This window comes from Micromonospora sp. NPDC023966, assembly GCF_040639095.1.
Lineage (GTDB): Bacteria > Actinomycetota > Actinomycetes > Mycobacteriales > Micromonosporaceae > Micromonospora.
In genome coordinates, this window is the sequence record NZ_JBEZZJ010000027.1 from 56640 (window position 1) to 80491 (window position 23852).

The 23852-nt window shown below is 74.7% G+C and carries 18 protein-coding genes; 6 read left to right on the forward strand and 12 right to left on the reverse strand.

Translation table 11 applies throughout. The features are described from left to right. Positions 1-43: 43 nt before the first annotated feature. Positions 44-523 carry an Lrp/AsnC family transcriptional regulator gene (locus AB0F68_RS26525; RefSeq protein ID WP_357343025.1) on the forward strand — a complete coding sequence of 160 codons (480 nt, stop codon included), beginning with the start codon at positions 44-46 and terminating at the stop codon, positions 521-523. A gap of 46 nt (positions 524-569) precedes the next feature. Continuing rightward, the gene (locus AB0F68_RS26530) at positions 570-1580 is read left to right on the forward strand and encodes an LLM class flavin-dependent oxidoreductase (protein ID WP_357343027.1); all 1011 of its coding nucleotides are present in this window, start codon (positions 570-572) and stop codon (positions 1578-1580) included. A gap of 167 nt (positions 1581-1747) precedes the next feature. On the opposite strand, the gene AB0F68_RS26535 is transcribed toward AB0F68_RS26530, so the two are convergent. From AB0F68_RS26535 to AB0F68_RS26560, 6 genes are all read right to left on the reverse strand, one after another. After that, complete coding sequence (locus AB0F68_RS26535; RefSeq protein ID WP_357343029.1) at positions 1748-3994, reverse strand: cellulose binding domain-containing protein; 2247 nt, start codon at positions 3992-3994, stop codon at positions 1748-1750. A gap of 323 nt (positions 3995-4317) precedes the next feature. Continuing rightward, complete coding sequence (locus tag AB0F68_RS26540) at positions 4318-5292, reverse strand: sulfite exporter TauE/SafE family protein (protein WP_357343063.1); 975 nt, start codon at positions 5290-5292, stop codon at positions 4318-4320. Positions 5293-5456: 164 nt separating this feature from the next. Further along, positions 5457-5927, reverse strand: coding sequence for an Rrf2 family transcriptional regulator (locus AB0F68_RS26545; RefSeq protein ID WP_357343031.1), 471 nt, complete (start codon positions 5925-5927; stop codon positions 5457-5459). Between the two features lie 71 nt (positions 5928-5998). Further along, positions 5999-6883 carry an acyl-CoA thioesterase II gene (locus tag AB0F68_RS26550; RefSeq protein ID WP_357343033.1) on the reverse strand — a complete coding sequence of 295 codons (885 nt, stop codon included), beginning with the start codon at positions 6881-6883 and terminating at the stop codon, positions 5999-6001. A 114-nt stretch (positions 6884-6997) separates the two neighbouring features. Beyond that, a complete protein-coding gene (pyk, locus tag AB0F68_RS26555) occupies positions 6998-8446 on the reverse strand; it encodes a pyruvate kinase (protein WP_357343035.1) in 1449 nt (482 codons plus the stop codon). A gap of 395 nt (positions 8447-8841) precedes the next feature. Then, positions 8842-9207, reverse strand: coding sequence for a YciI family protein (locus AB0F68_RS26560; protein ID WP_357343037.1), 366 nt, complete (start codon positions 9205-9207; stop codon positions 8842-8844). 245 nt (positions 9208-9452) lie between these two features. On the opposite strand from AB0F68_RS26560, the gene AB0F68_RS26565 reads away from it, so the two are divergent. Next, complete coding sequence (locus tag AB0F68_RS26565; protein ID WP_357343039.1) at positions 9453-10319, forward strand: aldo/keto reductase; 867 nt, start codon at positions 9453-9455, stop codon at positions 10317-10319. A 101-nt stretch (positions 10320-10420) separates the two neighbouring features. Beyond that, positions 10421-12013: a GMC family oxidoreductase N-terminal domain-containing protein gene (locus tag AB0F68_RS26570; RefSeq protein WP_357343041.1), complete on the forward strand. Its 1593-nt coding sequence runs from the start codon at positions 10421-10423 to the stop codon at positions 12011-12013. Between the two features lie 50 nt (positions 12014-12063). Here the strand turns inward: AB0F68_RS26570 and AB0F68_RS26575 are convergent, their stop codons facing one another. The 4 genes from AB0F68_RS26575 to AB0F68_RS26590 all read right to left on the reverse strand — a co-directional run bounded on the left by AB0F68_RS26575 (position 12064) and on the right by AB0F68_RS26590 (position 16920). Beyond that, entirely contained in the window at positions 12064-12882 is an 819-nt protein-coding gene (locus AB0F68_RS26575; RefSeq protein ID WP_357343043.1) for an alpha/beta fold hydrolase, read from the reverse strand. A 189-nt stretch (positions 12883-13071) separates the two neighbouring features. Beyond that, positions 13072-13335, reverse strand: coding sequence for a DUF6244 family protein (locus AB0F68_RS26580; RefSeq protein ID WP_357343045.1), 264 nt, complete (start codon positions 13333-13335; stop codon positions 13072-13074). Positions 13336-13411: 76 nt separating this feature from the next. Then, on the reverse strand, positions 13412-14260 hold the full coding sequence (locus tag AB0F68_RS26585) for a hypothetical protein (protein ID WP_357343047.1): 849 nt from the start codon (positions 14258-14260) through the stop codon (positions 13412-13414). After that, positions 14257-16920, reverse strand: a complete 2664-nt coding sequence (locus tag AB0F68_RS26590) for an FtsK/SpoIIIE domain-containing protein (protein ID WP_357343049.1) — start codon at positions 16918-16920, stop codon at positions 14257-14259. The genes AB0F68_RS26585 and AB0F68_RS26590 overlap by 4 nt, the downstream gene beginning before the upstream one ends. A gap of 192 nt (positions 16921-17112) precedes the next feature. Between AB0F68_RS26590 and AB0F68_RS26595 the strand changes: the two genes are divergently transcribed. Continuing rightward, complete coding sequence (locus tag AB0F68_RS26595; RefSeq protein WP_357343051.1) at positions 17113-18534, forward strand: alkaline phosphatase PhoX; 1422 nt, start codon at positions 17113-17115, stop codon at positions 18532-18534. Positions 18535-18584: 50 nt separating this feature from the next. On the opposite strand, the gene AB0F68_RS26600 is transcribed toward AB0F68_RS26595, so the two are convergent. Then, positions 18585-21281, reverse strand: coding sequence for a hypothetical protein (locus tag AB0F68_RS26600; protein WP_357343053.1), 2697 nt, complete (start codon positions 21279-21281; stop codon positions 18585-18587). A gap of 126 nt (positions 21282-21407) precedes the next feature. Continuing rightward, complete coding sequence (locus tag AB0F68_RS26605; protein WP_357343055.1) at positions 21408-22001, reverse strand: TetR/AcrR family transcriptional regulator; 594 nt, start codon at positions 21999-22001, stop codon at positions 21408-21410. A 224-nt stretch (positions 22002-22225) separates the two neighbouring features. Between AB0F68_RS26605 and AB0F68_RS26610 the strand changes: the two genes are divergently transcribed. Continuing rightward, positions 22226-23686: an MFS transporter gene (locus AB0F68_RS26610; RefSeq protein WP_357343057.1), complete on the forward strand. Its 1461-nt coding sequence runs from the start codon at positions 22226-22228 to the stop codon at positions 23684-23686. Positions 23687-23852: the final 166 nt, after the last annotated feature.

Consider the following 23852-nt stretch of genomic DNA (forward strand, 5'->3'; position numbering starts at 1 on the left):
CCGAGCCCTTCCCGGGGAGGGAAGTTCGGGGAAAGATGTTCGCATGCCTGTCGCACCGAATGATGTACGGCCCTTCGCGGCGCTGGACGACGTCGACCGCGCGATCCTGGCCGAGCTGGCGGCGGACGGCCGGTTGCCGAACAACGCCCTCGCCGAGCGGGTGGGGGTGGCCCCGTCGACGTGCCTGACGCGAACCCGGGCGTTGCGCGAGTGCGGGGCGATCCGGGGGTTCCACGCGGAGGTGGACCCGGCGGCGGTGGGTTTGCCGTTGCAGGCGCTGGTGTCGGTGCGCCTGGCCGCGCACGAGCGGGCGGCGGTGGACGCGTTCCGGGCCCGATCGGTGCGGCTGCCGGGGGTGGTGTCGGTGTTCCACGTGGCCGGCGCGGACGACTACGTGCTGCACGTGCGGGCGGCGTCCGGGGACGCGTTGCGGGACTTCGTGCTGGATCACCTGGCGGTGGATCCGGCGGTGCAGCACACCCAGACGAGTCTGATCTTCGAGCAGGCGCGCGGTATGGGCTAGCGCACCCGAGGGAACAAATCCGGCGCGTGGCGGGTTGCTGTTGCGTGTGATCGACGTACCCCTGTCTGTTCTTGATCTTGCCCCGGTCGCCGCCACCGGCAGTGCCGGCGAGGCGCTGCGGCACACCACCGAGCTGGCACGCCGCACCGAGGAGCTGGGCTACCGCAGGTTCTGGGTGGCCGAGCACCACAACATGCCGGCGATCGCCAGTTCCGCGCCGGCGGTGCTGCTGGCGCACCTGGCGGCGCACACCTCGACGATCCGGCTGGGCTCCGGCGGGGTGATGCTGCCCAACCACGCCCCGCTGGTGGTGGCGGAGCAGTTCGGCACCCTGGAGGCGCTGCACCCGGGCCGGATCGACCTCGGCATCGGCCGGGCGCCGGGCACCGACCAGGTGACCGCGCTGGCGCTGCGCCGGACCATGGAGGGGCTGTCGGCGGAGCACTTCCCCCGCGAGCTGGCCGACCTGATGAACTACTTCAGCGGCGCCGAGCCGGGCCCGATCACCGCGACCCCGGGCCGGGGACAGTCCCCGGCCGTGTGGCTGCTGGGGTCGAGCAGGTTCAGCGCCCAGCTGGCCGGGCTGCTCGGGCTGCCGTTCTCATTCGCGCACCACTTCAGCGCGCAGAACACCATCCCCGCGCTCCAGCTCTACCGGCAGAGCTTCCGGCCGTCGCAGTGGCTGGAGCAGCCGTACGCGATGGTGGCCGTCAACGCGGTCTGCGCGGAGACCGACGAGCGGGCCGAGTGGCTGGCCGGTCCGGCCGGGCTGTCGTTCCTGAAGCTGCGCTCGGGAAGGCCGGAGCCGCTGGTGAGTCCGGAGGAGGCGGCGGCCTACCCGTACTCGGAGCTGGAGCGGAAGTTCGTGACGCAGCGCCGCGAGGGCCAGGCGACCGGTTCGCCGGAGACGGTGGCCCGCCAGCTCGGCGCGCTGCTGGAGCGCACCGGCGCGGACGAGCTGATGCTGACCACGATGGTCTACGACGTGGCCGACCGGGTCCGCTCGTTCGAGCTGATCGCCGAGAAGGTGGCCGGTGGGCTGCGCCGGAACGGCTGAAACACGCTCTTCATAGCCACGTCACCCCACCGTCGCGCAGGTCGCCTAACTTTGATGCCGGTGGTGGTACGGCATTCCCGGTCGGGACGGGTCGGGGGTGCTGCGGTGTGGTGCACCGGGTCGCCGGCGGAGCGGGTTCCGCGGCCGGCGACCCGGTGCCTGCCCGTTCAGCGCAGGTAGATGTTCGGCGCGGGCGGGGTGCTCATGCCGTCGCCGAGGTGGAAGCCCGGGTGCGGCGGCTGGTTGTAGGCGGTGTTCTGCCAGGCGATGGCGACCCGGTACTGCGGGTCGTGCATGAGGGTCGGCAGGCGCAGGGCAGTCGGGGTGGGCGTGCTGTAGATGCGCAGGGCCGTGCTGTCGGCGGTGCGCCAGACCACCTCCTCCCGCCAGTCGCCGAGGAGGTCGCCGGAGAGCGCCGGGGTGGACTTGGTGCCGTTGTTCGACGCGACGCCGCTGCCGGTGAGCAGCCGGGTGTCGCCGCCGGTGCCGTACTTGTCGATCTTCGTGGCGTCGAGGAGTTCGCGCACCGGGTCGCCGTCCCACCAGGCGAGGAAGTTCGCCGAGGACGGCTTGCGGCCGACGTTCTGTCCCCTGGTGTTCAGCAGGCCGTCGACGGCGGAGGACCAGGACTCGGCGCCGGGGCTGCCGGCCCAGACGTCGTCGGAGACGCCGCGGCCGTTGTCGCCGCCGGGCGCGGTCTGCCAGAGCAGTTGGCCGGTGCGCGCGTCGGCCATCCAGGAGCTGGGCTTGCTGCCGTCCTCGTCGACCTTGAAGACCTCCAGTCCGGTGCGGGCCGGGTCGAGGTCGCCGACGTGCATCGCGTCGCCGTGCCCGTTGCCGGTGGACCAGAGCAGCCGGCCGTTGTCGTCGATGGCGGCGGCGCCGTACACGATCTCCTGGCGGCCGTCGCCGTCCACGTCGGCCACCGAGAGGTTGTGGTTGCCCTGGCCGGCGGCGGCGCCGTTGGCGCTGGCGTTGGAGTCGAAGGTCCAGCGCTTGCGCAGCGTGCCGTCGCGGAAGTCCCAGGCGGCGATCACCGCGCGGGTGTAGTAGCCGCGGGCCATGACCAGCGAGGGGCGCTGCCCGTCGAGGTAGGCGGTGGCGGCGAGGAACCGGTCGACCCGGTTGCCGTAGGAGTCGCCCCACGAGGAGACGGTGCCGCGCGGCGGGTCGTAGTCGACGGTGGACAGGGCGGCGCCCGTGCGGCCGTCGAACATGGTCAGGTACTCGGGTCCGGCGAGCACGTAGCCGCTGGAGTTGCGGTGGTCGGCCGACGCCGAGCCGATCACCTGGCCGGTGCCGGAGCGGGTGCCGTCGGCGGTTTTCACGGCCATCTCGGCGTCCCCGTCGCCGTCGTAGTCGTACACCTGGAACTGGGTGTAGTGGGCGCCGGCGCGGATGTTGCGGCCCAGGTCGATCCGCCACAACCGGGTGCCGGTGAGGGTGTAGGCGTCGAGGTAGACGTTGCCGGTGTAGCCGGACTGGGAGTTGTCCTTGCTGTTGGACGGTTCCCACTTGAGCACGAACTCGTAGCGGCCGTCGCCGTCGAGGTCGCCGACGCTGGCGTCGTTCGCCGAGTAGGTGTAGGACTCCCCGGTCGGGGTGGTGCCGCCGGGTGGGGCCTGGATCGGCACGTCCAGGTAGCCGTTCGCGAACTGGAGCGCCGGGGCGGAGGCCGCCTGCTCAGCGCCGTTCACCACGGCCCGCACCGTGTACGCCGACCCGGCCGCCGCGCCGCTGTCGAGATAGCTGGTGGCGCCGGTGATCGGGGCGCTGTTGACCCGGGTGGCGCCGCGGTAGAGGTTGAACGACACGCCGGAGGTCTCGGTGCCGAGCAGGCGCCAGGACAGCAGGTTTCCGCTGCCCGATCGGACGCTGACCAGCCCCCGGTCGAGCTTCTCCATCTGCTTCGCCCCGGTCGGCGGGGTGGTGGTCGTCGGGGTCGGGGTGGGGCTGGCAGAGGTGGGCGGCGGCGCGCTGGTGGGTGTGGTCCCGCCGGTGCAGGTGGTCCCGTTGAGCGCGAAGCTGGTCGGGGCCGGATTGCTGGCGTCGTTCCAGGACGCGTTGAAGCCGAAGTTGGCGGTGCCGCCGGTGCCGATGGCGGCGTTGTAGCCGGCGTCGCGGGCGGTGACCTGGGTGCCGGACTGGCTGACCGTGGCGTTCCAGGACTGGGTGACCTGCTGCCCGGCGGTGTAACTCCAGGTGAGCGTCCAGCCGGCCACGGGGTCGCCGAGGTTGGTGACGGTGACGTCGGCGCCGAAGCCGCCGCCCCACTGGTTGGTGATCCGGTAGTCGACCCGGCAGCCGGTGGCCGCCGCGGCGGCGGTCACCGTGGTGAGGGCGCCGGCCAGGAGAGCGGCCGCCGAGGCCGCGGCGAGCAGCACGGTACGGCGGCGCGGAATGAAGGGGTGCACGAGGATGCCTTTCGCGGAGGTCAGGCACGCGACGGACGCGCCGGCCTGCCCGGGCCGGCGAAGAGGGGTACGCCGCGCTGACGTGACGTGGGACGCCATCTATCGACGTCGGTAGTTCGGCTCCGCGCCCCGTCAGGGTAGGACAACGCTTTCCCGCCACACAACCAAGTCCCACCCCGCCTGTGCCCGCGCACCAAGTGTGCCGGCCCGACCTCCCCCGGCGATCTTGCAGTTGCTGCCCCGGCAGAAGGGGCGAAAGCCTCGGCAGACGGGCACAAAGTGCAAGATCGCGAGTCGGAGAGGCCGGGGCGGCCCGGGGGGCGTCAGCCCTCGACGGCGGCGGCGAGCCGGCGCGGCTGCTCCGGGGCGGGGGTCCGGGTGGCCGAGGTGGTCGGGTCGGTGGTCTGCGCGGCGAGGGCGGCCTCGGCGGTGGCACGGGCCCGGCGGGTGCGGCGCAGCGCCCGGGTGGCCAGCACCAGGGCGACCAGCCAGCCGGCGCCGAGCACCGTGTAGGCCAGGGCCGGGACCGGGCCGCCCAGCTCGCCGGCCCGCAGCAGGGTGCGGGTGTTGGTCAGCACGATCACCCCGCCGATGACGGCGCCGAGCAGTTGGGCGGGGACGATGCGGACCAGCCAGGCGGCGATCGGCGCGGCGATCAGGCCGCCGATCAGCAGCGCGGCCACGGTGGGCAGCAGGAAGCCCTCGGAGCCGAGGCCGATCAGGAAGCCGATGCTGGCCGCGCCGGCCACCAGGAACTCGGAGGTGTCCACCGAGCCGATCACCTTGCGCGGCTCCATCCGGCCCGAGACCAGCAGCGCCGGGGTGGCCACGGGGCCCCAGCCGCCCCCGCCGGTGGCGTCGACGAAGCCGGCGAACAGGCCGAGCGGAGCCAGGAAGCGGCTGCGCAGCCGGCCGGCGGCCCGGTTGGCGCGCAGCGGCCGGGAGAAGCGGACCAGCAGGTAGGCGCCGAGGCTGAACAGGATGGCCGCCATCCACGGCGCGGCGGACTCGGTGGAGATCGAGCTGAGGAAGGTGGCGCCGGCGAACGCGCCGACCGCGCCGGGCAGTGCGATCCGACCGACCACGCGCCAGTCGACGTTGCCGAAGCGCCAGTGCGAGACACCGGCGGCGAGGGTGGTGCCGATCTCGGCCAGGTGCACCGAGGCGGACGCGGCGGCCGGCGCCACCCCGGCGAAGAGCAGCAGCGTCGAGGAGGTCAGCCCGTACGCCATGCCGAGCGCGCCGTCGACCAGTTGCGCGGCGAGCCCGACGAGGGCGAGGACCAGCAGCTTGCGCACGAGCGCCCCCTGACTTTTCGGCATCTCCTATCGACTTGGTCGACAATGCGGCACGGCGGCGCTCCGGTCAAGTCCTCCATCCGGTTGATGGGACGCGCCGGACGGCCCGGCGGGGCGCGCGGGTCAGCCGCCGGTGCGACGCCGGCGGGCCGAGGACGGCGTGGTCAGCTCCAGGCGCTGGGGTCGGCGGCCAGCTCGTTGATCCGGCCCGGCAGGTTGCCGCTGGCCACGTCGGCGATGGTGACCAGTTCGAGGATCTCCCGCTCGCTGGCCCGCAGCGCGATCCACACGTCCTGCAACGCGCGCGCCGCGCCCTGGTAGCCGAGCTGCTCCGGGCGCTGGCCGCGGACGTGCGCCAGCGGGCCGTCGATCACCCGGATCACCTCGGCGAGGGAGATCTCCGACGCTGGCCGCGCCAGCCAGTAGCCGCCCTCCGGGCCGCGCTGGGCGTGCACGATGCCGCCCCGGCGCAGCTGGAGCAGGATGCTCTCCAGGAACTTCGGCGGGATGTCCTGGGCGCGGGCCATCTGCTCGGCGGTCACCGGCCGGCTCCGCCCCGCGGTCGCGCCGCCGGCGACCGAGGCCAGCTCGGCGGTCGCGCGGAGGGCGTAGTCGACCCGGGCGGAGAGGCGCATGGCGGCAAGGTTAGTCGCCTGGTCAGCCGCCCGGTTTCCCGACCCTCGGCCGAACGGTCACGGTTGCCCGGTCAGGCGCCGACCCGGCGCAGCAAACCCTCCTGCACGGCGCTGGCGATGTGCCGGCCGTCGGTGGTGAACATCCGGCCGGTGGCCAGGCCCCGGGCACCCGAGGCGGACGGGCTCCAGCAGTCGTAGAGGAACCACTCGTCGGCACGGAACGACCGGTGGAACCAGAGCGCGTGGTCGAGGCTGGCGCCCACCACTCCCCCGGGCCCCCACACCTCGCCGTGCACCGACAGCACCGAGTCCAGCAGGGTCAGGTCGGAGGCGTAGGCGAGGGCGCAGGCGTGCAGCAGTGGGTCGTCGGGGAGCTTGCCGTCGAGCCGCATCCAGACCCGCTGGTGCGGCTCGGCGGGGCGGTCGCCGGGGCGTACCCAGCCTGGCTCGCCGACGTAGCGGACGTCGATCGGGCGCGGGATCTGGCCCCAGATGCCCAGCCGCTCCGGGTAGCGGGAGAGCCGGTCGGTCATGGTCGGGACCTCGTCCGGGGCGGGCACGTCCGGCGGGACCGGCGCGTGGTGGTCCAGCCCCTCCTCCTGCCGCTGGAACGAGGCCGACATGAAGAAGATCGGCTTGTCGTGCTGGAGCGCCACGGAGCGGCGCACCGAGAAGGAGCGGCCGTCCCGGACGTTCTCCACCTGGTATTCGATCGGCTCGACGGGGTCGCCGGGGCGGACGAAGTAGCCGTGCAGGGAGTGCACGAAGCGCTCCGGGTCGACGGTGCGCCCGGCGGCGACCAGGGCCTGGCCGGCGACCTGGCCGCCGTACACCCGCTGCGGGCCCACCGGCGGGCTGATCCCGCGGAAGGTCATCTCGCCGGTGTGGTCGAGGTCCAGCACCTCCAGGAGCTGGTCGACCGCGGCCTGGCCGGTCGCCACCGGACGCTCGGTCACTGGTTCACCTTCGTTCGCGACTGCGGGGCTCGCAGAACCGGCTCACTCCTCGCGCTCACTGCGTCACCTCTGTTCGCGACTGCGGGGCTCGCAGAACCGGCTCACTCCTCGCGCTCACTGAAGGGCCCGCGCGGAGGCCGCGTCGACCAGCGAGCCGAGCTGGTGCACGCGCAGCGTGTTGGTGGAGCCGGGGGTGCCGGGCGGGCTGCCCGCCACGATCACCACGTAGTCGCCGGGGTTGGCCCGGTTGAGACCGAGCAGCGCCTGGTCGACCTGGCGGAACATGTCGTCGGTGTGCTCGACGAACGGCATCAGGAACGTCTCCACGCCCCAGGAGAGGGCGAGCTGGTTGCGCACCTCGGGCACCGGGGTGAAGGCCAGCAGCGGCAGGTCACAGTGCAGCCGGGCGAGCCGCTTGACGGTGTCGCCGGTCTGCGAGAAGGCGACCATGGCCTTGGCGCCGATGGCCCGGGCGATCGAGGAGGCCGCGACGGTGAGCGCGCCACCGTGGGTACGCGGGTCGTGCTGCAGCCGCGGCACGCCGATCGAGCCGGCCTCGGTGGTGGTGATGATCTTCGCCATGGTGCTGACCGTGAGCACCGGATACTTGCCGACGCTGGTCTCACCGGAGAGCATCAACGCATCCGCGCCGTCGAGCACCGCGTTGGCGACGTCGGAGGCCTCGGCCCGGGTGGGGCGCGAGTTCTCGATCATGGAGTCGAGCATCTGGGTGGCCACGATGACCGGCTTGGCGTTCTCCCGGCAGAGCTGCACAGCGCGCTTCTGCACCAACGGCACCTGGTCCAGGGGCAGCTCGACGCCGAGGTCGCCGCGGGCCACCATGACCCCGTCGAAGGCGAGCACGATCGCCTCCAGGTGGTCTACCGCCTCGGGCTTCTCGACCTTGGCCAGCACCGGGCGGAGCACGCCCTCCTCGACCATGATCGAGTGGACCAACTTGATGTCCTCGGGCGAGCGGACGAACGAGAGCGCGATCAGATCGACGCCCAGGCCGAGGGCGAAGCGCAGGTCGTCGGCGTCCTTCTCCGACAGGGCCGGGACGCTGACCGCCACGTTCGGCAGCGAGACGCCCTTGTTGTTGGAGACCGGGCCGCCCTCGGTGACCAGGACCCGGATGTCGTTGCCGGTGACGTCGCTGACCTCGACCGCGACCCGGCCGTCGTCGATCAGCAGCCGGTCGCCCGGCTTCACCTCCTGCGGCAGCTTGCGGTAGGTGCAGGAGACGCGGTCCTTGGTGCCGAGGATGTCGTCGCCGGTGATGACCACCGAGTCGCCGGTGCGCCACTCGTACGGGCCGTCGGCGAACCGGCCGAGGCGGATCTTGGGGCCCTGGAGGTCGGCGAGCACCGCGACCGGCTGCCCGGCCGCCTCGGCGGCCTCCCGGACCAGCCGGTAGACGCTTTCGTGGTCCTCGTGACTGCCGTGGCTGAAGTTCAGCCTCGCCACGTTCATGCCCGCCTCGACCAGACCCCGGATGCGCTCCGGGGACGAGGTGGCGGGGCCGAGTGTGCAGACGATCTTCGCGCGGCGTGTCACGCCCATCAGGCTAGTCTCTCCTCCGGGTCGACCTGCCGGCCGACCCCTTTCGGACTGCGGAACAGTTGTCCAACGACGCGCGATACCCCGCGCCGGCGGGCGGGGTGGAACCGCACCGGGACGTCGTGTGTGGCGGGCATCGGCGACCGCGCGGCGGAAATCGTACCGCTCGCCGGCATTCCCCGACGCGGTGCTCCCGGGGCCTCCCGTCACGGGGGCGGGCGGCGCGTCCACGGGGGCGGGGCGGCGCGTCCACGGGAGCCGACGGCGGGGCGGGTGGCCCGCCGTCGCCGGCCGGCCACCCGCCCGCGGCGCCCTCCGGCCGCAGCCATGCCGTCGTCGGCCCGGATCGGGACGACGGTGCGCCGGCGGGCACGGTCGCGCCGGCCGCCCGGCGGGTGTCAGGTCTGCGTCTTGGCGAGCGGGAACTCCAGGGAGCCGGCCGGGCAGAGGAAGGTGAGCACCTCGACCCGGTAGAGCCCGGCCTGCACCGCCGGGTCGGCCTCCATCACGCTGCGGACGTCGTCGACGGAGCCGGTGCGGGCCAGGCCGAAGCCGATCGGCGGGTCCGGCTCGCGGGCCGGGCCGTCCACCGAGCCGTCGACCAGCACGATGCCCTTCCGTTGCAGCGCCTGGACGTGCCGCAGGTGCTCGGCCTGGAGCCGTTGCACGGTCTCCTCAGGCAGGGCCCGGCCCGACGGTCCCGGGTAGAGCACGATGCACTCGTACGTGTCGAGCGCGAAGTCGAGCCGTGGCGTCGCGGCCATGCGCACCTCCAGACCACCGTCCCGCCCAGCGTCGCACGGCGGTCACCGCCGCCGGGGTCACTCGCCGCAACTGCCCCGGCCCGCCGGCCGGGTTGCGGACCCACTGGGCCGTTCGTCCCGCCGCGACGGGGCGACGGGCTCGGCGCGGAAACGCCCGACCTGGGACGTTGACGACGGCGATTCACGGGAAAGACTTCCGGTCGGGGCGGTGACGTCCGCCGACGACGACGCACAGGAGGACAGCCATGGTGACCAGCACCGGGCCCGCGAAGGCCTCGGGCACCTATCGGATCGGCGGCGACCTGCAGGTCGACCGACTGGGATACGGCGCCATGCAGCTCACCGGCCCCGGGGTCTGGGGTGATCCGAAGGACCCGGCCGAGGCGGTGCGGGTGCTGCGCCGGGCGTACGAGCTGGGTGTGACCTTCATCGACACCGCCGACTCCTACGGCCCCTTCGTCAGTGAGCTGCTGATCAAGGAGGCGCTGCACCCGTACGCCGAGGACCTGGTCATCGCGACCAAGGCCGGGCTGACCCGCTCCGGCCCGGGCGACTGGCGGCCGGTGGGCCGCCCCGAGTACCTGCGCCAGCAGTGCGAGCTGAGCCTGCGCCACCTGGGCCTGGACTGCATCCCGCTCTACCAGCTGCACCGGATCGACGCGAAGGTGCCGCTGGCGGACCAGCTCGGCGAACTGGCGCTGCTCCAGCAGGAGGGGAAGGTGCGGCACATCGGCCTCTCCGAGGTGACCGTCGAGCAGATCGAGGCCGCCCGGCAGATCGCCCCGGTGGTCTCGGTGCAGAACCTCTACAACCTCGCCGACCGCAGCGCGGAGGACGTGCTGGACCACTGCGAGCGCAACGACCTGGCGTTCATCCCCTGGTTCCCGATCGCCACCGGCAACCTGGCCCGGCCGGGCGGTCCGCTGGACGCGATCTCCACCGAGCACGGCGCGACGCCCGCGCAGCTCGCCCTCGCCTGGCTGTTGCGCCGGTCGCCGGTCATGCTCCCCATTCCGGGTACATCCTCCGTGGCGCACCTGGAGGAGAACGTCGCCGCGGCCGAGGTGCGGCTCAGCGACGACGAGTTCGAGGCGCTCGCCAAGGCCGCCTGAGCCGCCCACCACAACCTGACCGCGCAGCCCTTTCCGAAGCGTGATCGAGTCGCTACCGTCAGAAGGATTCTCACGCCCGGGACAAGGTGGGGGTGGCCGGAGTGGACGGTTTCGACTACGTCATCGTTGGCGCCGGCGCGGCGGGGTGCGTGCTGGCCAACCGGCTCACCGAGGACCCGGGCACCCGGGTGCTGCTGATCGAGGCGGGCGGCTGGGACCGCAGTCCCTTCGTTCGCGTGCCCAAGGCGTTCTCCCGGCTGATGGACGACCCGCGCACCGCCTGGCACTACCCGGCGACCACCGCGCCGGGGCGGCAGGAAACCTGGCAGCGCGGCCGGATGGTCGGTGGCTCGACCTCGATCAACGGCATGATCTGGAGCCGCGGCGCGGCACCGGACTGGGACGCGCTGGCGCACCTCGGCTGGGGCTGGTCCACCATGCGGCCGATCTTCCAGCGGTTGGAGGACCACCCGTTGGGCGCCGCAGCGCACCGGGGCGCCGGCGGCCCGCTGCGCCTGTCCGTCGCCACCGGCACCGACCCGCTCTGCGAGGAGATGCTCGAGACCGGGGCGGAGCTGGGCTGGCGCCGGGTCGACGACCTCGACGCCGACGACGGCGAGCGGATCGGCTACGCCACGGCCACCATCCACGCCGGACGCCGGGTCAGCGCCGCCGACGCCTTCCTGCACCCGGTACGGGACCGGCCGAACCTGACCGTCGCGGTCGACACCGTCGCGCTGCGCGTGCTGGTCGAGGACGGCCGGGCGGTCGGCGTACGGGTCGCGCACCGGGGCCGGGAGACCGACCACCGGGCGGCGGCCGAGGTGATCCTCGCCGCGGGCGCCCTCGCCACCCCGCAACTGCTGCAGGTCTCCGGCATCGGGCCGGCCGACACCCTGCGCTCCGCCGACGTCCCGGTGCTGCTCGACCGACCCCGGGTGGGGGCGGGCCTGCGGGAGCACCGGTCGATGGCCCTGCAGTACCGGCTCGTCGAGCCGGGCGGCTACAACCCCCGGCTCGCCAGCTCGCTGGGGCAGGCCCGCGCCGCCGTGCACTACCTGTTCACGCGCCATGGCCCGCTGGCCCTGCCGGTGATGGACGTCGCGGCCCACGTCAGGTCCCGTCCGGAGCTGGACCGGCCGGACGCCCACCTGCTGATGGCGCCCTTCTCGGCGGCCCCACCGCGCCCCGGCCGCGCCTTGGAGCTGGAGCGGGAGCCGGGCCTGCTGTGCCTCGGCACGGTGACCCGACCGGACAGCGAGGGCAGCCTCGCCATCACCGGCCCCGACCCCCGCACTCCGCCCGCGATCGTGGCGAACTACTTCGCCACCGCGCACGATCGCCGGGTCGCGGTGGAAACGTTCCGCCGGATGCGGGAGCTGTTCGCCACCGGGCCGATCGCCAAGCGGATCGCGGCGGAGACCCTGCCCGGGCCGGCGGTCCAGACCGACGAGGAGATCATCGAGGCCGCCCTGGCGCACGGCTACAGCGGCTACCACGCCATCGGCACCTGCGCCATGGGCCCGGACGACGAGCACGTCGTCGACCCCCAGCTCCGGGTACGCGGGGTGACCGGGCTGCGGGTGGTCGACGCGTCGGTGCTGCCGATGATGGTGTCGGGCTGGACCAGCGCGCCGGTGACCGCGCTGGCCTGGCGGGCCGCCGACCTGATCCGGGGCGGCGCCACCACGTGACGGACGGGCTCGACGGCCGCGGGGTGCGACCGTCGAACCCGGTCGCGGTCTCAGATCGCGAAGCAGTTGGGCCGGATCGCGGCGTCGGCGAGCACCTGCCGCACCACCGTGTAGGTGGTCCCGTCGAGGACCAGGCCGAGGTGGCCGACGATCCGCAGCGGACACCACGCCTGGACCAGGACGTTGGTGGCGCCGTCGGCGAGGGCGGCGTTGTCGACCGGCCGGACCAGCTCGTCCTGCCAGGTGCGGACGGTGGTCCAGCGGACCGCGCCCGGGGTGTCGTCGCCGCCGTTCAGGTCGGTGAGGAGGCTGGACCCGATGGACATCTGCTGGCAGGCGACGATGCCCGCGCAACTGCCCAGCCCGAGGAAGTTGATGATGTTGGCGACGTAGGTGCCCTGCTGCGGGCTGCCCAGGCTGACGTAGTGGTCGACCTTGCCGGCGCCGCCGAGGAACTTGACGTACCAGCGGGAGACCAGGCCGCCCTCGGAGTGGGTGACCAGGTCCACCTTGGCCGCCCCGGTGGCGGCGCGGACCTGGTCCACGTAGGACGACAGGGCGCGGGCGGACTCGCGGATGTCGCCGAAGCCGAGGTTCGGCAACTGGTAGATGGAGACCCGGTAGCCGTCAGCGCGCAGCCGGGCGGCGATCGGCTCGTAGGCGATGGAGATTCCGATCAGGCCGCCGACCACGATGACCGGGTCGGCGCCGGCGGCGAGGCCGGTCGCCTCGGCCGTGGCGGCCTCGGCGGCGCCGGTGGCGCCCGCGGTGGTGGCGGTTTCGGTGGTGGGCTCGGCGTGGGCGGCGGTGGCCGGGACGAGCAGGGCGGTGACGGCGGCGGTGGCGGCCAGGATCGTTCGGAGCAGCATGGGCTGCACCTCCGGTGGGAGGCCCCGGGTGAGCCGGGAGGGACGGTGGGGGATCCGATCGATCGTGGAAACGATGATGCGTGTCCGATTTCACACACGTCAATGGAAAGTTACGCGCCGGTAACCCGTTGTCGCGCGGGAGGCACAAACCGGCCAATCACCCTGCGGTCCCTTTCGGTCCCGCGCGGGTCAGCTGCCGAGTGTCTGGACCTTGGCGATGGTCTCCTGGAGGTGCTGGCGGGCCGGCTCGCCGCCCTGGGCGGCCTGGGTGAGCGCCTGCCGGTAGGCGTCGATGACGCCGATCAGCGGTCCGGCGGCCACGCCCTCCAGGACGCCGGCGACCAGTGCCCGGGCCTCGGCGGCGTCCTGCGCCGCGGCGGCCGTCCGGGCCTTCGCCTCGTCCAGCTTCTGGGCCGCCGCCGCCAGCCTCGCGATGATCTGCGCCGCGCTCACGCGCCCTCCCCTGCTCGCCTGCCCCGCAGCCTACGTGACGCCCGCGCGCCGACCCGGCCCGTGAACCACGCGCCGCTCAGCCCAGCAGCCGGAACACCACCAGGTAGAGGCAGAACAGCGACGGGGCGACCAGCGCGCAGATCACGAAGCCGAGCGGCACGTACCGCCCCGACGGGGTCTCGCCGCCGATCACCGGGCGGCCCCAGCGCCCGAGCACCAGGTGTCCGGCCAGAAAGGACAGCAGCGGGACGCCGGCGCACGAGACGGCGGCCACCAGATCGAGCCCGGTGGCCGGCAGCGGCGAGCCGATCAGCGCCACCAGCATGAGCAGGGAGCCGGCCAGCGCGCAGGCCGCGTAGACGGCGACCGCCCGGGCCGGCGCCGACCAGGTGGGCAGCAGCACGGGCCGCTGCGCCAGGGCCTCGGCCTGCTGCCCGTGGCGGTCGGCCTCGTCGGCCAGCTGCCCGGCCGCGGCCAGCTCCGTCGCCGGGTCACCCACCCGCGGCCCCGGCAGCGTCCCATCCTGATACGCCCCGATCCCCGGCCGCCCCGGCGCGGCGGCTGCGCCGCCGGTCGCCCCGGCCCCGGTTCCGGGCGTCTCCGCGCCGGGCGGCACCGGCGCGGCCGATCCCGCCACGGGCGCGGCCGATCCCGCCACGGCGGCCGATCCCGCCGCCGGCGGGGCGCCGACCGGAACCGCCGGCGCGTTCGGAGCCTCGGCCGGGACCGACCGCATCGGCAGGTCGATGGCCTGGCCGAGCTGGTCGAGGCGCTGCCCCTGGGCGGCGAGGCGCCGGCCGAGCTGGTCGACGGTGGACTGGAGGGCACGTCGGCGTTCCGCCTCGGCGGCGACCGCCCGCTCCCCGCCCCGCTGCCGGGTGGAGAGCTCCCGGAGCAGGGCCGCGTACTCGTCGAAGCCGCTCACGACTCGTCTCCGTCGCCGACGAAGGGCACGATCAGGGCGGTGCGGTGCTCGTGCCGGTCGACCAGCAGGGCCCGGCCGTCGCGCGGGGCGTAGGCGAGGTCGTGCGCGCCGAGGTGGAGCCCGAGGTCGGCGGCGGGCACGTTCAGCGCGACCAGGCAGGCCACGTCGTCGCGGTTCTGGCTGCCGCCGAGGTCCTCGGCGAGCCGGCGCAGCCCGCGCCACCAGCCGAGCAGGTGCACCCCGTGCCCGGGTCCCTGGCGCAGCACGGCCCGCAGGTCGTCGTGTCCGGAACGGAACGTCTCCGGGTCGGTCGCGGCGAGCGCCCCGGCGGCGGCGTCCATTCCGAACACCACCAGGTAGGTCCGCGCGGGGGTGGTGGCCGGCCCGGACGCGGCCGCCCCGGCCGGTCCGGCCCGGTGGTCGGCGGCTCCGGGGCGAGCGGGCGCGGCGGAGGCGGCGGGCGCGGCGGAGGCGGCGGGCGCGGCGGCCAGGTCGGCGAGGTGGGCGCGCAGTGCCGCCGCGTCGAGGCGGCGGACCGGGTGGCCGGCGGCGGCGAGCGTCATCGCCAGGTCGTCGGCGGTCTCGGTGGTCCCCGGCGCCAGCGGCGCGAACAGGAAGCGGGCCGTGCCGGGGGCGTGCTGCCGAGCCAGGCTCCGGGTGGCCGACCGGAGCACGTCCACGCCGGCCACGGCAGTGCCCACCACGGCCAGATGCCGGCCGGGGCTGGCGTCGAGACGGAACCCGGCGGGGCTGCCCGCCACGTCGACGGTGCGGCCGACCAGCGCGAGCGGCGGCTCGGCCCCCGGCGCCAGGTCGACCCAGGTGGGGTCGTCGGCGAGCCGTGGGCTCTCGTATCCCCGGAAGACGGCGGGCGGGTGGGAGCCGGCGGGCCGGGCGGCGAACAGCTCGTGGCGCAGGGCCGCGAGGTCCACCGCGGCGGCGTGCGCGTCGGGGAAACGGACCAGGGTGTCCGCGCCGGCCGTTCCCCCGGCGGTGTTGACCACGGCCGTGCCCACGACCAGCGTCTTCGCGGCGTCGTTGAGGGGGTCGAGCACGCCGCCCCCGCCGGGCAGCGCGACCCGGAGCGGGAACTGGCCGAAGATCGCCTCGGCCCGCCCGTAGAGGGCCTCGATGCCGGTGGTGCTTTGGCTGGCCAGCACCAGGTGCAGGCCGTAGGAGCGACCCTTGCGGGCCAGTTCCTCGATCAGGTCGACGGCCTGCCGGGCGAGCGGGTCGTTGCCGGCGAACAGGACGTGGAACTCGTCGACCACGGTGACGATCCGGGGCGGCCGGGCGTTCGGCGGCAGGTCGGCGAGCTTGCTGACGCCGTGCCGCTTGAGCAGGTCGGCCCGGCGGGTCAGTTCGGCGCGCAGCTCACGCAGCACGGCCACGCCGTACTCGCGGTCGGACTCGATGCCGACGGCGCGGGCGTGCGGCAGCCAGGACGGGTCCCGCTCGGTGGGCACGAACTCGGTGAAGCTGACGCCCTCCTTGAAGTCGAGCAGGAGGAGCTGGAGTTCGGCCGGCGAGTAGCGGGCGGCCAGCCCGTAGAGCACGTCGAGCAGGAACACGGTCTTGCCGGCGCCGGTGCGCCCGCCGACCAGCCAGTGCGGGGTGGCGTCGTCGAAGGCCACGGTGACCGGTTCCCGGCCGGCGGCGCCGGGCGCGATGTCGGGCGCGCCGAGCGGGAGTTGGCGCACGGCGCGGCCCAGCACGGTACGCAGCCCGGCGCCGGACGACTCGGCCCAGCGCCGGGCCGGCAGCAGGTCGGCGAAGGTGACCGCGGTGGCGAGCCGGGCGGTCTCGGCGAGCCGCCGGGCAAGGCCGGTCACGGTGGCGTGGGACGGGTCGCCGTCGAGCAGCACCGGGGCGGCCAGCCCGCTGCCGTCGGTGCTGAACGGGCGGCCGGGCGGGTCGCCGACCAGGGCGTACCGCTCGTTGAGCCGGAGCTGGGTGGTGGCGCCGAGCGGCGGGGCCTCGCCCGGCCCGGCCGCCGGGTGACCGGCCAGCAGCACGCAGACCGCCGCGGCCGGCCCGGCGTGGGTGAGCGCGGCGAGCCGGGCCAGCTCGCGCGGCGGCGGGGCGGACGCGGCCACCACCAGCAGCAGCTCCCGGTCCTCGGGAGCGGCCAGCTGGGCGGTGCGGGCGTGCCGTTCCGCCGCGTCGAGCAGGGCGATCGTCTCCGCGACGGTGGTGGCGGCCGGGCCGAGCACGCCGGCGTCCAGCAGTGGGCGCAGCGGCAGGAACGCGGCGCCGAAGGCGGCCGGGTCGATGCCGGCCACCCGGACCGTGCCGGCCGGCGCGGCGGCGAGCAGCCGCACCACCAGGGCCCGCAGCAGCTCGCCGACCCGGGGATCGCGGGCGTCGGTGTCGATCGCGAGGTGGGCGCCCGCGCCCAGCGGCACCAGCACCGGGAAACCGCCGTCCACGGTGGTCGCCTCGCCGAGGCGTACCGGAACGGGGTGGGTGGCGGCGCGGGCGGTGCCGGGCACCGGGGCGGCCAACTCCCCGCCGAGCCGGGCCAGCCGGGCGACCAGCTCGGGGCTGCCGACGGGCGCCGGGCCGGCGGCGGCCAGCGCCCGCCGGGCGGCCTCCCAGCGGCGCAGGGCCTCCCGGTGCAGGGCGACCGCCTGCCGGTACGCCGTCGCGAGCCTGCCCACCGTCCGCCCTCCGACGCCGCCTTACCTGATCGAGGGGAACCCTAACGGACGCGCGCGGGCCCGGCACAGTACGCGACGCGCACCCGACGTTGGTCCACTGTTCATCCCCCGGTGGCCGGTCCCGCCGGACGCCGTTCCCCCGGCCCGACTTGCCTCTGCCCTGAGCACCGATGTGAACAGGAAGGCAATGACGTGACCTCCTCCCCCATCTCCCGGCGAGCCCTGCTGCACGGCGGCGCGGCCGCCGGTCTCGGCATCGTGGTGGCCGGCAACCTGGACGCCATCGCCGGCCCGGCGGCGGCCCGGGCGGCGACCCGTCCGGCGGTCGGCTACGGCGACCTCGTCCCGGACCCGGCCGGCCTGCTGGCCCTGCCGCCCGGCTTCTCCTACACCATCGTCGCCCAGGCGGGCGTGACCCTGCTGGAGTCCGGGCAGGCCACCCCGAGCGACGCCGACGGCACCGGCTGCTTCCTCGGCCCCAACGGGTCGGTGCTGGTGAACAACCACGAGATCGGCGGCGGCGAGCCGTTCCCGGTGCCGGCGCTGGCCGGGCTGACCTACGACCCGGGCGCCCGCGGCGGCACCACCACCATCGAGGTGGACCAGCGCGGGCGGCGGCTGCGCGAGTACGTCAGCGTGGCCGGCACCCACAACAACTGCGCCGGCGGCATCACCCCGTGGGGCACCTGGCTGACCTGCGAGGAGACCGAGCAGAAGGCCGGTGGGCAGTACCTCAAGGACCACGGGTACGTCTTCGAGGTGGACCCGCACGACCGGGCCGCCAACCAGAACCCGGTGGCGCTGAAGTTCCTGGGCCGCTACTCGCACGAGGCGGTCGCGGTGGACCCGTACACCCACGCGATCTACCTGACCGAGGACGCGGGCGGCCCGAACGGCCTCTACTTCCGCTGGACCCCGCCGGCCGGGTTCCGCGCCGGCAAGGGGGCGCTGCGGGCGCTCGCCGAGCGGCCGGACGGCGCCACCGCCGGCCGCCTCCAGGCGATGAACTGCTTCCGGGGCAGCCAGCACGTGGCCGACCTCTCCGAGGCCACCACCCCGGGCACCCGCTACAAGGTCGAGTGGGTGGACGTGCCGGACCGGGACGCCCGGACCGTCTCGGTACGCAAGCAGTTCACCGACGCGGAGGTGACCCGCAGCCGCAAGCTGGAGGGCGCCTGGTGGGCCGACGGCGGCGCGTACTTCGTGGCCAGCTTCGCCCGGCTCGACGACGGCAGCGCCCACGAGCACGACGGCCAGGTCTGGTTCTACGACCCGCGCACCGAGACCGTGACGCTGAAGACCATCTTCGGGGTGAACCCGGACCCGGCGGCGGACAACGGCAACTACGACGGGCCGGACAACATCACGGTCTCCCCGTACGGCGGGGTGATCCTGGCCGAGGACGGCGAGGGCGTGTCGCACCTGGTCGGGGTGACCGAGCAGGGCAAGGCGTACCCGCTGGCCCGCAACGAGCTCAACGACAGCGAGTTCACCGGCCCGACGTTCAGCGCGGACGGGAAGATCCTGTTCGCCAACATCCAGTCCCCGGGCTACGTCTTCGCGATCACCGGCCCGTGGGGCCGGCCGAGCAACGCGGACGTCGACGCGTCCTGACCCGACGGTGACGGCCGGCGGCGCCTCGGGGGCCGCCGGCCGTCGCCGCGTCAGCGGGGGCGGCAGCCCGGGTCGGGGCCGCCGTCGGCCACCCCGCAGGCGAACACCTCGACCGGCGCGGCGGCGACGTCGGGCACCCGGGCCACGGTGAGCAGCGCCAGCCGCTTGGCGACCGGCTCACCGGAGTCCGGGGCGTACCGGATCAGCCCGCCGACCCCCGGGTAGCCGCCGGCCGCGTTCTGCCGCAGCACCTCGGCGTGCACTCCGACCGGGTTGACCGCGCGGGGGTCCCAGCGCCGGCCGGTGTCGGCGTGCCGCAGCCGGGCGGCGAGGCTCTCCAGCGCGCGCACCACCATCATCGAGGCGTCGTAGGCGAGGCTGACCCGCTCGCCGACGGGTGGGCCGGCGCCGTCCCGGCAGCGCGGCGGGTCGAGCAGGTCGTCCGCGCCGATCCAGGTGAGGAAGCTGCCCCGGGCGTCGTCCCGCCGGGCCTGGGCGGCCCGCAACGCGGCGCAGGTGGCCAGGGCGGCCTTCGACACGTACGTCACCGGCAGGTTGCCGGGGGCGCTGGCCCGCAGCCCCGGGTTGGCCATGTAGCGGTTCACCGAGTCGTCGGCGACCAGGTGGCGGGGCGGGTCGGCGCCGCACGCCTTGAGCGCCCGCAGGAACCCGTCGAACTCCGACCAGCGCCCGGCGAAGAAGAGCATCCCGCGGTAGCCGCACTCCTGGGTCATCCGCCGCCCGCTGCGCCACTCGTCGAGCCGGGTGAGCCGGCTGCCGAACCGCTCCCGCAGCCCGTCGACCAGGGTGGCGACGTAGAGGTCCTCGTCCAGCGAGCTGCCCTCGCCGGTGGTCCAGTAGACGTGCGCCTCCCCTACCCGCAGCACCTGCCGGGCGTACGTCTCGACCATCCGGGCCTGCTCCCGGTTGGGCGCCGACATGGCCAGGTAGAGGCTGGAGTTGGCGTCCATCCGGTCGGCCGACAGGGTGGGCGCGAGCACCGGCAGGCCGACCCGGTTGAGCTCGCGCAGCGCCGACGCCGTGCTGCTGCGGCTGTCCACCAGCCCCACCACGCCGAGCACCGTCGGGTCGTCCCGGGCCAGCCCCTCCAGCAGCCGCACCGCCGCACCGGCGTGCCGCATCTGCCGGCCGGCGTTGGCCACCACGATGTGCAGCAGCGCCGCGTCGTCCGCCGCCGCCGACTCCTTGAGCAGCGCGTACTGGGCGGCCGCCATGCCCTCCAGTTCCTCGCGCTCGGAGACGTAGGACTCCTCGTCCGCCCGGGTGCGGTTGCCGGTGAGGCTGCCCAGGTAGACCAGGGTCAGGTAGGGCCGGCGGTGGTCACTGCGCGACCACACCTCCTCGGCGGCCCGGTTCTGCGCGAAGATCCGCCGTTGCACCGCCCGCAGCCGGTCCTGCCCGGGCTCGCTGTTGAACACCTGGCCGGCGGTGTCGCTGTAGCCGACGCACTCCCCGCCGACGAGCCGCACGCTCACCCGGTCTCCCGGCCACGGGCGGCAGTCCGGGGCCCACCGCCCGGTGGCCCATACGGCCACCCCGGCCAGCAGCACCAGGGCCACCGCGGCCGGCAGGAACCGCCGCGACCACCAGGGCGGGTCCGGGGCGACCAGCGCCGGCGGGGCGACCCCCACCGGGGCGGCGAGGTCGTCGCCGTCGATCCGCAGCACCACGAGCCAGGCGCCGGCGCGGCGCAGCCGCCGGATCTCCGGCAGGGCGTCGGCCCACTCGTCGTACGCCTCCTCGGCCTGGGCCACCGGGCGGGTCGCGGCCGGCTCCGGCGGCGGGCCGGCGGCGACCGCCACCACCAGCAGCGGGTCGTTGCGGCCGGTCTCGTTGCGCACCTCGTCGAGCAGCCGGACGAGGGTGTGCCCGACGTTGTCCGGGCTCACCCCGTCGAGCAGGAGCACCGGGTACGCGGTGCGCCGCCAGTCGCCCGGCCGCCAGAACCGCCGCCGGTACGCCTGCCGCAGGTCCTCCAGGAAGGCGTGCAGCAGCAGCTTCTCCACCTGCGCCGGGTGCTCGCCGTCGCGCCAGCCGGCGGTGAGCCGCTCGGCGAAGCCGAGGAACGTCACCGACTGCCGGGGCGCCAGGTACTGCTGCCGCATGAACCAGCGGTACTGCCGCCCGAACACGGGCACCCGGCCGGAGACGGCGATCCGGAAGACCACGCTCGGCATCGCGCGGCGCAGCAGCCAGAGCAGCACCTGGAGCGCGGTGCCGATGGCGGAGCCGCCGCCCACCTGGGGATCGTCGCCGGCCCGCCGGCCCCGCCAGTCGCGCAGCCGGCGGACCAGCGCGGCCCGGCCGCTGTCCGCGGCGTCCACGCCGACGGCCAGGGTCTGGTGCATGAGCCAGTCGGCCAGCGGGTAGTGCCGGAACCGCAGCCGGGCGGCCCCGAAGGCCTCCACGGAGAGCTGCCGGTGCAGTTCGCGCAGCACCCCCGCGACGTCGTCGGGCCCGGGCCGGGCGGCGGCGTCGCGCGCGGGTCGGGCGGCCAGGTCCAGCACGGCGTGCGGTACGCGGCGCCGGGCGCCCTGGCCGACGAAGCGGCGCAGCAGGGCGCCCACCGCGCCGGCCCCGGCCGGGCTCACCAGCCAGAGCAGCGGCAGCCGCCGGTCGCCGCGGCGGGGTCGCCGGAGCAGCCGGGCCAGCAGGGAGAGCAGTTCGGGACCGCCTGCCGGAAGCTTCTCCCGGGCGGGCCGGGACCGGGTCGCCGGTTCGCGCATCGTCACCTCCGGGCCACGACGGGTGTCGCACCATTGTCGACACCCGGCGCAACGCCCGCGACCCCTATGGTCCCTCGTGGAATCCGCCGGCCGGCAACGGTCAGCCGACCGCGGCCGGCGGGAGCGTCAGCGGTCCGTCGCCGGGGGGCGCAGGCCGTCCAGGGCGATGGCCAGCACCCGGTCGCGCTGGGCCGGCTCGGGGAACTGGTACGCCATGATGCCGCTGACCAGCCGCACCACGTCGTCGAAGCTGGCGTCCGGCCGGGCCGCGCCGGCCTCCTGGGCGCGGCGCAGCAACGGTTCGCCCGCGGCGTAGATCTCGGTGCGGCAGCTGCGGAACACCTCCGAGTCGTGCACCAGCTCCTCGGCGAGGGCCCGCTTGGTGCCGACGTAGGCGACGAACCGGTGCAGCCAGGCGACCAGGGCGTCCCACGCGGGCAGGTCCGCCAGGTCGGTGGCCGACGCGCTGAGCGCACGCACCTCCTCGACGTAGACCGCCTCGAACAGGTCCCGGCGCTTCGGGAAGTTCCGATAGAGCGTCCCGATGCCGACCCCGGCCCGCCGGGCGATCTCCTCCAGCGACGCGCCGGCGCCGCACTCGCCGAACACCTCCCGGGCGGCGGCGATCAGCGCGTCGTAGTTCCGCCGGGCATCGGCCCGTTTCGGGCGGCGCGCGAAGACCTCCCCGAGCTGGTCGGCGCTGGCCATGACGCGCGTCACCCCTTTCGTCTTGCAAACGGAGGCACCCCTCCGCTACGTTAGTGGAGGCACCCCTCCGGAACTGACCGGAGCCTTGCCTCCGGATAGCTTACTCCGGCCTTCCCGCCCGATCCCAGCCGGCGCGATCGGCGAACCAGACACCGGACCCCGGGAGGTCCCCCATGCCCGCAACCCGCTGAGACACCCCAGGCCCAATACCTCGTACGTGAACGGGAGCCTTCTCCGTGATCGACACCGTCCGGCGCGACTCGCGCCGGTTGACCTTCCTCGTCCTCGCGGCCGGCGCCGGCTTCTTCGCGATGCTCCAGTCGCTGATCACCCCGGTACTGCCCACGATCCAGCAGGACCTGCACACCTCACAGAACACCGTGACCTGGGTGCTGACCGCCTACCTGCTCTCCGCGTCGATCTTCACCCCGGTCCTGGGCCGGGTCGGCGACATGGTCGGCAAGGAGCGGACCCTGGTCGTCTCCCTCGCCGCGCTCGCGCTGGGCTGCCTGCTGGCGGCCGTCGCGCCCAACATCGGCATGCTCATCGTCGCCAGGGTCGTCCAGGGCATCGGCGGCGCCGTCTTCCCGCTCTCGTTCGGCATCATCCGCGACGAGTTCCCCGCCGCCCGGGTGAGCTCGGCCGTCGCGGCGATCTCGGCGATCGTCGCGGCCGGCGGCGGCCTCGGCGTCGTGCTGGCCGGGCCGATCGTCGCCACGCTGGGCTACCGCTGGCTGTTCTGGATCCCGATGGTCGTCGTCGGCCTCACCGCGCTCGCGGCGCACCGGTTCGTGCCGGAGTCGCCGGTGCGTACCCCGGGCCGGATCAGCTGGACGGCCACGCTCCTCCTCTCCAGCTGGCTGGTGGCGCTGCTGCTGCCGGTCAGCAAGGGCGCCACGTGGGGCTGGACGTCCGGCCGGGTGATCGGCCTGCTAGCGCTCGCCGGCGTGCTCCTGGCCGGCTGGCTGGTGGCCGAGACGCGCTCGGCGAACCCGCTCATCGACATGCGGATGATGCGCCTGCCGGCGGTCTGGACGACCAATCTGGTCGCCCTGCTCTACGGCGCGTCGATGTTCTCCGTCTACGCCTTCCTGCCGCAGTTCGTGCAGATCCCCACCAGCGCCGGGTACGGCTTCGGCGCCAGCGTCACCCAGGCCGGGCTGCTCATGCTGCCCATGCTGGTCGGCATGTTCGTGGCCGGCCTCGTCGCCGGCCGGCTGGCGTCCCGGTTCAGCGCCAAGGCGCAGCTCTCCACCGGCGCCATGTTCAACGTGCTCGCCGCGGCGATGCTGACCGTCGCGCACGACACCCGCTGGGAGATCGGCGTGGCCGGCGGCCTGGTGGGCGTCGGCATCGGGCTGGCCTTCGCCTCGATGGCCAACCTCATCGTGGCCAGCGTGCCGGCCCGCCAGACCGGCGTGGCGACCGGCATGAACGCCAACATCCGCACCATCGGTGGCGCGATCGGCGCCGCGGTGGCCAGCAGCGTGATCACCGCCCACCCGCAGGCGAGCGGGCTGCCCCGGGAGGCCGGCTTCACCATGGGCTTCCTGCTGCTCACCGGCATCTCGCTGGCGGCCGCGCTGGCCGCGCTGGCCGTTCCCTCCGGCCGCCGGGCGGCGCGCGGACGGCGCGGTGAGCCGTCGGTGCGGAGCATCGAGCCGGAGCTGACCGGCGAACTGGTGACGGCGCGCTGATCGGGCCGGAGCCCGGGACCGCAGCGTCCCGGGCTCCGGCGGCCGGGCCCGGGGGGCGGGGGCGGGCCCCCCCCGGCGGGGGCGGGCGGGGCGCCGGAGGGGCGCGGCGCCGGCGCCCCGCGCCCAGACCGCCGGGTGGGGGAAACGGGGGCGCGGAGAGGGGTGT